The sequence below is a fragment of the Pseudomonas putida S13.1.2 genome, from assembly GCF_000498395.2.
In the GTDB taxonomy this organism is placed as follows: domain Bacteria; phylum Pseudomonadota; class Gammaproteobacteria; order Pseudomonadales; family Pseudomonadaceae; genus Aquipseudomonas; species Aquipseudomonas putida_Q.
The window spans coordinates 2039919-2051033 of the sequence record NZ_CP010979.1; the positions used below are offsets into that span (position 1 = coordinate 2039919).

At 63.1% G+C, this 11115-nt stretch carries 11 protein-coding genes; 6 read left to right on the plus strand and 5 right to left on the minus strand.

The window, feature by feature from the left end:
• The first annotated feature begins 239 nt into the window (after window positions 1-239).
• Entirely contained in the window at window positions 240-1310 is a 1071-nt protein-coding gene (locus N805_RS09215; RefSeq protein ID WP_028613839.1) for an enoyl-CoA hydratase/isomerase family protein, read from the plus strand.
• 16 nt (window positions 1311-1326) lie between these two features.
• The gene (locus N805_RS09220) at window positions 1327-2478 is read left to right on the plus strand and encodes an acyl-CoA dehydrogenase family protein (protein ID WP_028613838.1); all 1152 of its coding nucleotides are present in this window, start codon (window positions 1327-1329) and stop codon (window positions 2476-2478) included.
• Window positions 2479-2630: 152 nt separating this feature from the next.
• Here the strand turns inward: N805_RS09220 and N805_RS09225 are convergent, their stop codons facing one another.
• Entirely contained in the window at window positions 2631-3563 is a 933-nt protein-coding gene (locus N805_RS09225; protein WP_028613837.1) for a LysR family transcriptional regulator, read from the minus strand.
• A 126-nt stretch (window positions 3564-3689) separates the two neighbouring features.
• Here N805_RS09225 and N805_RS09230 point away from each other — a divergent pair, with 126 nt between their 5' ends.
• Window positions 3690-3950, plus strand: coding sequence for a DUF2790 domain-containing protein (locus N805_RS09230; RefSeq protein ID WP_028613836.1), 261 nt, complete (start codon window positions 3690-3692; stop codon window positions 3948-3950).
• 1 nt (window position 3951) lies between these two features.
• Here the strand turns inward: N805_RS09230 and N805_RS09235 are convergent, their stop codons facing one another.
• On the minus strand, window positions 3952-4644 hold the full coding sequence (locus N805_RS09235) for a tRNA (adenine(22)-N(1))-methyltransferase (RefSeq protein ID WP_028613835.1): 693 nt from the start codon (window positions 4642-4644) through the stop codon (window positions 3952-3954).
• A gap of 137 nt (window positions 4645-4781) precedes the next feature.
• On the opposite strand from N805_RS09235, the gene N805_RS09240 reads away from it, so the two are divergent.
• Both N805_RS09240 and N805_RS09245 read left to right on the plus strand, forming a co-directional pair.
• The gene (locus tag N805_RS09240) at window positions 4782-5162 is read left to right on the plus strand and encodes a RidA family protein (RefSeq protein WP_016499416.1); all 381 of its coding nucleotides are present in this window, start codon (window positions 4782-4784) and stop codon (window positions 5160-5162) included.
• 205 nt (window positions 5163-5367) lie between these two features.
• Window positions 5368-7368: a peptidase U32 family protein gene (locus tag N805_RS09245; protein ID WP_028613834.1), complete on the plus strand. Its 2001-nt coding sequence runs from the start codon at window positions 5368-5370 to the stop codon at window positions 7366-7368.
• 16 nt (window positions 7369-7384) lie between these two features.
• Here N805_RS09245 and N805_RS09250 read toward each other — a convergent pair whose 3' ends face one another.
• A complete protein-coding gene (locus N805_RS09250; RefSeq protein ID WP_046811314.1) occupies window positions 7385-8710 on the minus strand; it encodes a sigma-54 dependent transcriptional regulator in 1326 nt (441 codons plus the stop codon).
• Between the two features lie 341 nt (window positions 8711-9051).
• On the opposite strand from N805_RS09250, the gene N805_RS09255 reads away from it, so the two are divergent.
• Window positions 9052-9318, plus strand: a complete 267-nt coding sequence (locus N805_RS09255) for a hypothetical protein (RefSeq protein WP_013972506.1) — start codon at window positions 9052-9054, stop codon at window positions 9316-9318.
• A 106-nt stretch (window positions 9319-9424) separates the two neighbouring features.
• Here the strand turns inward: N805_RS09255 and N805_RS09260 are convergent, their stop codons facing one another.
• Window positions 9425-9991, minus strand: coding sequence for a vWA domain-containing protein (locus tag N805_RS09260; protein ID WP_028613833.1), 567 nt, complete (start codon window positions 9989-9991; stop codon window positions 9425-9427).
• Between the two features lie 101 nt (window positions 9992-10092).
• Window positions 10093-11115 carry an ATP-binding protein gene (locus N805_RS09265; RefSeq protein WP_028613832.1) on the minus strand — a complete coding sequence of 341 codons (1023 nt, stop codon included), beginning with the start codon at window positions 11113-11115 and terminating at the stop codon, window positions 10093-10095.

Below are 11115 nucleotides of genomic sequence, written 5' to 3' on the forward strand. Positions count from 1 at the left end.
CGCTGTCGTGGAGGTCACCTTAGGGCTGTGCTGCCTGGCGGATCAATCAAGCTACCGGCGTATTCGTTACGCTCAGGTTAACGAATTGCCCCGCCAAGTGACTGGCCCCCGGCAAAAATGCACGATGCCCCTGCATAATTGTCGATTGTGCAAGGCAAATTCGCATGACAGGATCCTGCGATCCTCCAGCGAATTCCAGACTTCACTTGGAAAATCAATAACAAAGCAGGGAGAACGCAATGACTGCGCAAGCTAATACCTCGGCAACCGATCATGTACTGGCCGAGGTCCGCAACCAGGTTGGCCACCTGACCCTGAACCGCCCCGCCGGCCTCAATGCCCTGACCCTGGACATGGTTCGTAGCCTGCGCCAGCACCTCGACCAGTGGGCTGAGGACCCACAGGTGCGCGCCGTGGTGCTACGCGGCGAAGGCCCCAAAGGCTTCTGTGCGGGGGGCGATATCCGATCACTGCACGACAGTTTCAAAGCGGGCGACACGCTGCATGAAACCTTCTTCGTCGAGGAATACGCCCTCGACCTGCTCATCCACCGCTACCGCAAACCGGTACTCGTACTGATGGACGGTTTCACCCTCGGCGGCGGCATGGGCCTGGCCCAAGGCTGTGATCTGCGCGTGGTCACCGAGCGCAGCCGCCTGGGCATGCCCGAAGTCGGTATCGGCTACTTCCCCGATGTGGGCGGTAGCTACTTCCTGTCACGTATCCCCGGCGAACTGGGCATCTACCTGGGCGTCAGCGGCACCCAGATCCAGGCGGCCGACGCCCTGTACTGCGGCCTGGCCGACTGGTACCTGGCCAGTGACCAACTCGCCGCCCTTGACCAGGGCCTGAACCAGCTGAACTTTGGCGACAACCCGCTCAAGGACCTGCAGAACCTGCTGGCCACGCTCGGTACCCAGGCGCTGGAAGATGCACCACTGGAAAAACTGCGCCCGGTCATCGACCACTTCTTCGCCCTGCCCAACCTGCAAGCCATTGTCGAGCAATTGCGTGCGGTCAGTATCGGTGACAGCCATGCCTGGGCCGTGGCCGTCGCCGACCAGCTGGAAAGCCGCTCACCGCTGGCCATGGCGGTTACCCTGGAGATGTTGCGCCGCGGTCGCCAGCTGGGGCTGGAAGACTGCTTTGCCATGGAGCTGCACCTGGACCGCCAGTGGTTCCAGCACGGCGACATCATCGAAGGTGTACGCGCCCTGATCATCGACAAGGACAAACAGCCTCGCTGGAACCCGCCGACCCTGGCCGCGCTGCAACAGCAGCGGGTTGACCAATTCTTCGAAGGCCTGTGAGCCCGGGAGTACACAGATGCAAGACCTTGAACTGAGCGAAGAGCAGATCATGATCCGCGACATGGCCCGGGACTTTGCCCGTGGCGAGATCGCCCCGCACGCCCAGGCCTGGGAAAAGGCCGGCTGGATCGATGACGGCGTGGTGCGCAAGATGGGCGAACTGGGCCTGCTGGGCATGGTGGTACCTGAGGACTTCGGCGGCAGCTACACCGACTACGTCGCCTACGCCCTGGCCGTGGAAGAAATCGCTGCGGGCTGCGGCGCCACCGGGGCGATGATGAGCATTCACAACTCGGTAGGTTGCGGCCCGCTGCTGGCCTACGGTACTGCCGAGCAACAACAGCAATGGCTACCGCGCCTGGCCAGCGGTGAGGTGATCGGCTGTTTTTGCCTGACCGAGCCGCAGGCCGGCTCCGAGGCGCACAACCTGCGCACCCGCGCCGAGCTGGTCAACGGCGAGTGGGTAATCAATGGCGCCAAGCAGTTCGTCAGCAATGCCCGCCGCGCCGGCCTGGCCATCGTCTTCGCGGTGACCGACCCGGAGCTGGGCAAGAAGGGCCTCTCGGCGTTTCTGGTGCCCACCGACAACCCGGGTTTCAAGGTCGACCGCAGCGAGCACAAGATGGGCATCCGCGCCTCCGACACCTGCGCGGTCACCTTCGACAATTGCCGCATCCCCGCTGCCAACATCCTTGGCGAGCGTGGCAAGGGCCTGGCCATCGCCCTTTCGAACCTTGAAGGCGGCCGTATCGGTATCGCCGCCCAGGCGTTGGGCATTGCCCGCGCCGCGTTCGAGGCGGCGCTGGTCTACTCGCGCGACAGGGTGCAATTTGGCAAACCGATCAACGAGCACCAGAGCATCGCCAACCTGCTGGCCGACATGCAGGTACAGGTGAACGCCGCACGTTTGCTGATCCTGCATGCCGCCCGCCTGCGCAGCGCCGGCAAGCCGTGCCTGTCGGAGGCCTCGCAGGCCAAGCTGTTCGCTTCGGAAATGGCCGAGCGCGTGTGCTCGATGGCGATCCAGGTGCATGGCGGGTATGGCTACCTGGAAGATTACCCGGTGGAGCGCTATTACCGGGATGCGCGGATTACCCAGATCTATGAAGGGTCGAGCGAAATCCAGCGCATGCTGATTGCACGCGAGCTGAAGCACTATCCCCTTTAAAGCGTCGTGCAATACCTGTAGGAGCGGCCTTGTGTCGCGAAAGGGCCGCAAAGCGGCCCCAGCAATTCTTGCATTGGCCCTGCAATCCGGGGGCTGCTATGCAGCCCTTTCGCGACACAAGGCCGCTCCTACAGGGGCCAGCGTTAACCCATCTATCGCCAGTACCGCGAATCATCAACCACCTTCGTATGCCCCTCGAACAACGCCGGCAACTGCTCCTTGAGGTAATCGATCCACGTACGCACCTTGGCATCCAGATAATGCCGTGACGGGTACATCGCATACAGCGCGCTCTCGCGCAGGCGGTACGGTGCCAGCAGCCTGCACAAACGCCCTTGTTCGATCGCCTGGCTGGCCGTATAGAACGGTAACAGGCCAATGCCCATGCCCAATTCACTGGCCACCAGCATGGCGTCGGCAACGTTGGTGGAGAAATTGTCACTCGGTGTGATCACGCACTGATCCACACCCTGGGGGAATACCCAGTCGCCTTCATACATGGGATACGCCATGCGCAGGCAGCGGTGCCCATGCAGGTCCTCAGGGCGCTCAGGCACCCCATGGCGGTCCAGATAGCTGGGTGCTGCGCAGGGGATGCTGAAGATGTTGCCAAGCGGGACGGCAATCAGCTGTGAATCCGGCAGCGCGCCGTCCACGGTAATCACCACGTCATGCCCTTCGGCCAGCGGGTCAGGGTTGCGCTGGGACAACGTCAGCTCGATCACCACTTCCGGGCACAACGCGTTGTAGCCGGCCACCAGCGGCATCAGCAGCAGCCCCAGGCCGTGCGGGCAATGCAAACGCAAATGGCCGCGAGGCGTGAGGTGCGCACCGCGGGCTTCACCCACCGCCTCTTCGGTCAGCAGCATGATCTGCCGCGCCCGCTCCAGAAACCGCTCACCCGCCTCGCTCATGCGCAGGCGCCGGGTGGTGCGGTGCAGCAGGCGGGTCTGCAGCTGGTTCTCCAGCTCGGCAACGATGCGCGAAACCTGTGCCGCGGAAATATCCAACGCATTGGCGGCCGCAGCGAAGCTGCCACATTCCACCACACGGGCGAAGGTACGCATGGCATGCAGCATGTCCATGAGGGTGTGCTCCTTGTTCAGTCTTATTCTTGCGTTACAGGCAGGAATCTATCACGGAACAGCCCATTTATTGTGGATGACCAATGAATACATCATTAGTCATACATTGAAGAAAAGGAGCCTGCCATGAAACGTTCGATCGCTGTCCTTGCCGTTGCCGCCGCCCTTGCCTCTTTTGGTGCCCTTGCCGATGCGGGCAATGCAAAGCCTGCCAGCAACAATTATGAGTACGGCATGCCGCTGGACGTGGCCAAGGTCATCTCCATCACCCCGGCCAGCAACGCCGCCGATTGCCAGGTTGGCACTGCGCACATGGTGTATGTCGACCACCAGGGCCAGAAGCGCGAAATCGACTACCGCGAAATGGGCAATTGCTCGCAACAGTGAGTCAGGCCAGTACCTGGGTGATCCAGCCCACCTGCTGATTGAAATCGTCGATTTTCGCCTGAGGCACCGCATCGCGGGCCCGCTGGAAATTGGCCAGGGTCTGCTGCTTCTGCCGCAGCATGCGCCGCCACTTGACCACAAACGCCTCGCTTTTTTCCTGCATCAACACTGGGCCGAAGTACAGCTGTTCAGCGCTATACACCACCGTGCCCGGCTCGGCGACGATGATTTCGTAGTCGAAGCGGTTTTCCCGCAGCAGCTCTTCGCTGACGATCTGGTAACCATTGCCCGCCAGCCACTGGCGCAGTTCACGCTCACCGCCATTGGGCTGCAGTACCAGGCGCGTCACGCCGCCAAGGCACTGCTTGCCGGCCTCGAGGATCTCGCACATGGTGTCGCCGCCCATGCCGCAGATGCTGACCACCGAGATGCGGTCTTGCGGCTCCACCGCTGCCAGGCCATCGGCCAAGCGCACGGTTAACCGGTCTTGCAGGCCGTTTCTGCGCACGTTGCGCTGGGCCGAGGCAAACGGCGTCTGCGCCACCTCGCCCGCCACCCCTGCCTCGATCACACCCCGCAGCATCAACGCTACCGGCAGGTAGCCGTGGTCCGAGCCGATGTCGGCCAGGCGCGCGCCCTGCGGTACATGTGCAGCCACGCGCTCCAGGCGCCTGGACAAAGTCTGTTCGTTCAAAGTGTGCCCCTGGCTTTGCAATGGGGCGCGATTCTGACGGCGAACGCCGCGCATTTCAAACACCGGGGTGCCCTCGACCCGATCCGCCTGCTCGCGTAGGCTTGCCGTTTTCCTTCCGTAGCAAGGCAAAACACACCATGGCACATGCAGACATCATCTACACCCCGGACCCGGACGCCGAGTCGATTTCCTCCGACGTCGCCGAATTCAACGGCGTGCTGGTCACCACCCAGATTCCGACCCACGCTGATGGCAGCCTGGAACTGGGCGGCATCGTCGAGCAAAGCGAATGCACCCTGCAGGCGCTGAAAGTGGCGCTGGAAAAGGCCGGCAGCGGCATGGACCGCGTGCTGCACCTGACCATCTACCTGACCGACATGGCCGACCGCGCCGCGTTCAACGAGGTGTACCAGCGTTTCTTCAGCAAACCATGGCCGGTGCGTGCGGCCGTGGGCGTGGCTTCGCTGGCATTTGAAGGCATGCGCGTAGAAGTCACGGCGATGGCTGCCAAGCGCTGAGCTACCTGCAAGGGCCCTATCGCCGGCAAGCCAGCTCCCACCTCGACCGCATCGGCCTCAAGCCCTATGCAATTCCTGTGGGAGCTGGCTTGCCGGCGATAGGGCCGGTAAAAGCAATACACCTCCCGGCACCCCGATGGTGCCGCCAGCCCGTTTCGCCGCTACAATGCCCGCCTAAACCGTGGCAGCCCGAAAATATAACGATATGTCCCTTCCAAAGAATCACCTGGAACTGCTCAGCCCTGCCCGTGACGTGGCCATCGCTCGCGAAGCGATCCTGCACGGCGCTGACGCCATCTACATCGGCGGCCCAAGCTTTGGCGCACGCCATAACGCCTGCAACGAGGTCAGCGAGATCGCCGAACTGGTCGAGTTCGCCCGCCGCTACCATGCGCGCGTATTCACCACCATCAACACCATCCTCCACGACAACGAGCTGGAACCTGCGCGCAAGCTGATCCATCAGCTGTACGACGCCGGCGTCGACGCGCTGATCGTGCAGGACCTGGGGGTGATGGAGCTGGATATCCCGCCGATCGAGCTGCACGCCAGCACCCAGACCGACATCCGCACCCTGGAACGGGCCAAGTTCCTCGATCAGGCCGGCTTCTCACAACTGGTACTGGCCCGTGAGCTGAACCTGCAGCAAATACGCGCCATTGCCGCCGAAACCGACGCCGCCATCGAGTTCTTCATCCACGGTGCGCTGTGCGTGGCCTTCTCCGGCCAGTGCAACATCTCCCACGCGCAGACCGGCCGAAGCGCCAACCGGGGCGACTGCTCGCAGGCCTGCCGCCTGCCCTATACCCTGAAAGATGACCAGGGCCGCGTGGTGGCGTTCGAGAAGCACCTGCTGTCGATGAAGGACAACAACCAGACTGCCAACCTGGCCGACCTGGTGGATGCCGGCGTGCGCTCGTTCAAGATCGAGGGCCGCTACAAGGACATGGGCTATGTGAAGAACATCACCGCCCACTACCGCAAAGAGCTCGACGCCATTCTCGAAGGCCGCCCGGAATATGCCCGTGCGTCCAGCGGCCGCACCGAGCACTTCTTCCTGCCCGACCCGGACAAGACCTTCCACCGCGGCAGCACCGACTATTTCGTGACCGACCGCAAAGTCGACATCGGCGCCTTCGACTCGCCAACCTTCACCGGCCTGCCGGTGGGTGTGGTGGAAAAGGTCGGCAAGCGTGACATGCAAGTGGTGACCGAGGTGCCACTGACCAACGGTGACGGCCTGAATGTGCTGGTAAAACGCGAAGTGGTGGGTTTCCGTGCCAACATCGCCGAACCACGTGGCGAGTTCGAGGAAGACGGCCAGAAGCGCTACCGCTATCGCGTCGAACCCAACGAAATGCCCGAAGGCCTGCACAAGCTGCGGCCCAACCACCCGCTGTCGCGCAACCTCGACCACAACTGGCAGCAGGCCCTGCAACGCACCTCCTCCGAGCGCCGGGTTGGTGTGGAATGGCATGCTGTACTGCGCGAGCAGCGCTTGATGCTTACCCTCAGCAGTGAGGAAGGCATCAGCGTCCAGGTGGCCCTGGACGGCCCGTTCGGCGAGGCCAACAAGCCGCAGCAGGCACTGGACCAGTTGCACGACCTGCTCGGCCAGCTGGGTACCACGATGTACCACGCCAGCAGCATCGAGCTGGACGCGCCGCAGGCGTACTTCATCCCCAACTCGCAGCTCAAGGCCCTGCGCCGGGAAGCCATCGAGGCGCTGACCGAGGCACGCATCAAGGCGCACCCGCGTGGCGGGCGCAAGGCTGAGACCACGCCGCCACCGGTGTACCCCGAGTCGCACCTGTCGTTCCTGGCCAACGTGTACAACCAGAAGGCCCGCGACTTCTACCACCGCCACGGCGTGCAGCTGATCGACGCGGCCTACGAGGCCCATGAAGAACACGGTGAAGTGCCGGTGATGATCACCAAGCACTGCCTGCGCTTCTCCTTCAACCTGTGCCCCAAGCAGGCCAAGGGCGTGACCGGTGTGCGTACCAAGGTGGCACCGATGCAGCTGATTCAGGGTGACGAAGTGCTGACCCTTAAGTTCGACTGCAAACCGTGCGAAATGCATGTGGTCGGCAAGATGAAAAGCCACATCATCGACCTGCCAACCCCGGGCAGCGCGGTGGCCCAGGTAGTGGGGCACATCAGCCCGGAAGACCTGCTGAAGACCATCGTGCGCGCGCCGCACTGACCCTCGGACAGATCAGTCAGCGTATCTGATGCTTGTGCAGCAAGCGGTAGAAGGTGGGCCGGGAGATCCCCAGCACCTTCGCCGCTACGCTCATGTTATCGCTGTGCCGGTTAAGCACATCGCACAAGGCCTGGCGCTCGGCCCGCTGTTTGTATTCCTCTAGCGTACCCAGCGGCTGCTGCCCTTGGTCCAGCGTCTGCAGGCCCAGGTCCTGCGCCTCGATCTGCCGGCCTTCGGCCAGCACCAGGCCACGGCGCACCCGGTTGGCCAACTCGCGCACATTCCCCGGCCAGTCATGCCGGCCCATGGCCGCCAGGGCATGGTCGCTGAACGAACGCGGCCGGCGTCCGGTTTCCAGGCTGTAGAAATGAGCAAAATGGCTGGCCAGCATCGACAAGTCACCATGTCGGTCGCGCAGTGGCGCGGTCACCACCTGCAACACGTTCAAGCGGTAATACAGGTCTTCGCGAAAACGCCCCTGCTCGATGGCTCTTTCGAGGTCCACGTGGGTGGCGGCCAATACCCGCGCATCCACCGGAATCGGCTGGCTGCCACCCACCCGCTCGATGTGTTTTTCTTGTAGAAAACGCAGCAGATTGGCCTGCAACTCCAGCGGCAAGTCACCAATTTCATCCAGAAACAACGTGCCACCGTGGGCGGCTTCAATGCGCCCGGTCTTGCGCTGATGGGCACCGGTGAAAGCGCCCTTCTCATGGCCGAACAGTTCCGACTGGATCAGGTGCTCGGGGATTGCCCCGCAGTTGATGGCGACGAACGGCTGCTCGCTGCGTTGCGACTGCCGATGCAGGGTGCGCGCCACCAGTTCCTTGCCCGTTCCGCTTTCACCCCGGATCAGCACCGGCGACTCAGTGGGCGCCAACTTGCCCAGCAACTTGCGCAACTCGCGGATCGGCCGGCTTTCGCCAAGCAGTTCGTGGGTCGCGTCGTCCACCTTGGCGGCCCCTTTGCCACGTAGCCGCGCCATGCCGAATGCCCGGCCAAGGGTGACCTGTACGCGGGATACATCGAACGGCAGGGTGTGGAAGTCGAAGAACCATTCGCAGACAAAATCGCCGACGGCCGGCATGCGCAACTGTTCGGCGCTGAGCACCGCGATCCACTCGGTGTTACTGCGCTTGATCATGTCCTTGACCGCGTCCGGGTGCCTCAGGTGCGAAGCCTGCAAGCGCAACAACCCTACATCACAGGGGTGATCCAGCGCGGCAGCGAGCATGCAGCTGTCCACATCCCAGCCTGCGTTACGCAGGCCCGGCAGTAATTGATGGCAGTCGTCGCAAGGGTCGACGATGAGCAAACGACGTTGAGCGGCAAGCTGTTGCATGACCGTTCCTTGGCGCCAGTTTTTGGTTTTATGAAGTAAAACAGCAAGTTGTGGCGCCCGTTTAACAGTAGCAACGAAGTTGACGGCGCCCACTACCGTCTGTCTGCTGACGCATTTTTTTACAATGTGACACGGGAATTTTCGCACTTTAACGACATCCCATGGCGGCGCAGGGAAGAACGGATTCAAGCCTGACAAAAAATTTTACATCTAGTGTGTGACTTGCCCCCGGACAACGAGCATCAGTACACATAACCCCGCGCTGCACTTCGCGACCATTGAGGCGACTTTAAAGCAACGCGGACTCACTTCGATGTTTGGGACCATAGAGAGACCGAACCATGAATGCCCCGCTCCGTGTCAACGAAGCACTGCTGATTGCCGACCACGCCTTCGAACCTTTCCAGTGCGTAGCCTGGGATGCACCCAATGGCACTGGTGAGTTGAGCCTGGCAGTGATCGACCGGACCAGCACCCGCATCGGCAGCAAGCAAGTGTCTTCGCGCATCTACTCCGACCCCGCCCAGTGGGCCAGCCTGATCGAAGAGGTGCGCGCCGAACTGTGCGAAAAAGGTTACGACCTGCAACCGTGGTCGATGCCAAAGTAATATCGCCCGGCAAATCAAGTGCGTGCAGCGCCACGCACTTGTTCAACTGCAAAGTTGCTGTTCTGGCAACTTTCACGGTTGCGACACAGTGTCGCATCAATGCTGTTCAGTCCACGACTTTGAACTGTTGCAGGTGCTGGTAATCGGCTTGCAATTGTTCGGCCAGACGTTGCGCACGCCCAACCCGCACCGGTGCCAATTCCATGTCCACCAGCAACGTTGGACAGGGCATAGGCTGTACGGCGTCCCATTTCTGAAGGCGACCATCGGTAAACACCAGGCAGCGTATCTCTTCTTCCGGGTGGGCGCGTTGACGCACCTGTAGCCAATGCCGAGCCTGTTCCAGTGCTGCGATCAGCGGCGTACCGCCACCGGCGCCCAAGGCCTGTAGCCATGGCTGCAATGCAGCGGAAGCCTTCAGGCCATGGCGCTGCCACTGCGGTGTGCGCCCGCTGGCGGTCAGCAAGGCCAGGCGGGCGCGCTGGCGGTAGGCCTGGTCGAACAATGCCGCCAGCAGCCCTTTGGTTTGGGTCAGCGCCTGGTGGCGCCGGGTCGAGGCCGAGGCATCGACTATCACCAGCCACAACGCTGCCGGTTTGCCCATGCGGTGTTGCCAGCACAAGTCCTGGCGCTGCTGTGGCCGCCCTTTGAGCAAGGTCGGCAGCCAGGCCACGCGGCCGCTTGCCGCACTGCGCGCGCGACCACGGCTGGCACCGTTCTGCTTGCCTGCGCCCGCTTTGGCATCCGCCCCTTTTGCAGGTGACCGGGGGATGCTCAGGGCTTTTTTGCCCAGTTCGGTACCTCGCGGCGTGCACCGCTAGCCACCGGCTGCGCCGGCAATGCCCCCCAGTCGCCCTGCCCGCCCTGTTCACCAGCGTTGCCAGCGCTTTGCTGGCCGGGCTGCTGGTCAGGCGGCTGCGGCGCCGACGGCGGGTTGGCCTGGGGCGCAACGCGGCGGCGATGGCGCAAGGCAAACTCGGCCACCGCTTCGACATCCACTTCTTCGATGGCCGCAGCACCGCGCCAGGCGCAGTGGGCGCGTGCCGCACGCAACCACACCAGGTCGGCGCGCAACCCGTCGACGCCGGCGGCGTAGCAACGCTCGGTAATCCAGGCCAGCGCGTGGTCATCCAGGGCAATACCGGCCAGGGCATGGCGCGCTGCCTGGCAGCGCTCGCGCAACTGCGCCTGGGCCGCTGCCCATTGCGTGCAGAAAGCCTGCGGGTCGCTGTCGAAGGCCAGGCGCCGGCGAATGATCTGCTGACGGGCCTCAGGCTCAGGCAGGCCTTCCAGGGCCACGTTCAGGCCAAAACGGTCGAGCAGCTGCGGGCGCAGCTCGCCCTCTTCCGGGTTCATGGTGCCAATCAGCACGAAGCGGGCGCTGTGCCGGTGCGAGATGCCGTCGCGCTCGATGCGGTTGGTGCCACTGGCAGCCACGTCGAGCAACAGGTCGACCAGCGTGTCGGGCAGCAGGTTGACCTCATCGACATACAGCACGCCACCGTCGGCCTGGGCCAGCACGCCCGGGGAAAACTGCGCCTTGCCCTGCCCCAGCGCGGCATCCAGGTCGAGGGTGCCGACCAGCCGTTCTTCACTGGCGCCCAGTGGCAAGGTGACAAACGGGCCCTCGCCAAGCAGGTCGGCCAGGCCACGCGCCAGGGTGCTCTTGGCCATGCCACGCGGCCCTTCGATCAGCACGCCGCCAATTTTCGGGTCGATGGCGGTCAGGCACAGCGCCAGCTTCAGGTCGTCGGCACCCACAACGGCGGCCAGCGGAAATTGCACGGGTTCACTCAT

Coding starts and splice junctions, on each gene's coding strand:
- N805_RS09215 (WP_028613839.1), top strand. CDS start 240: ATGACTGCGCAAGCTAATACCTCGGCAACCGATCATGTACTGGCCGAG.
- N805_RS09220 (WP_028613838.1), top strand. CDS start 1,327: ATGCAAGACCTTGAACTGAGCGAAGAGCAGATCATGATCCGCGACATG.
- N805_RS09225 (WP_028613837.1), bottom strand. CDS start 3,563: ATGGACATGCTGCATGCCATGCGTACCTTCGCCCGTGTGGTGGAATGT.
- N805_RS09230 (WP_028613836.1), top strand. CDS start 3,690: ATGAAACGTTCGATCGCTGTCCTTGCCGTTGCCGCCGCCCTTGCCTCT.
- N805_RS09240 (WP_016499416.1), top strand. CDS start 4,782: ATGGCACATGCAGACATCATCTACACCCCGGACCCGGACGCCGAGTCG.
- N805_RS09245 (WP_028613834.1), top strand. CDS start 5,368: ATGTCCCTTCCAAAGAATCACCTGGAACTGCTCAGCCCTGCCCGTGAC.
- N805_RS09250 (WP_046811314.1), bottom strand. CDS start 8,710: ATGCAACAGCTTGCCGCTCAACGTCGTTTGCTCATCGTCGACCCTTGC.
- N805_RS09255 (WP_013972506.1), top strand. CDS start 9,052: ATGAATGCCCCGCTCCGTGTCAACGAAGCACTGCTGATTGCCGACCAC.
- N805_RS09265 (WP_028613832.1), bottom strand. CDS start 11,115: ATGAGTGAACCCGTGCAATTTCCGCTGGCCGCCGTTGTGGGTGCCGAC.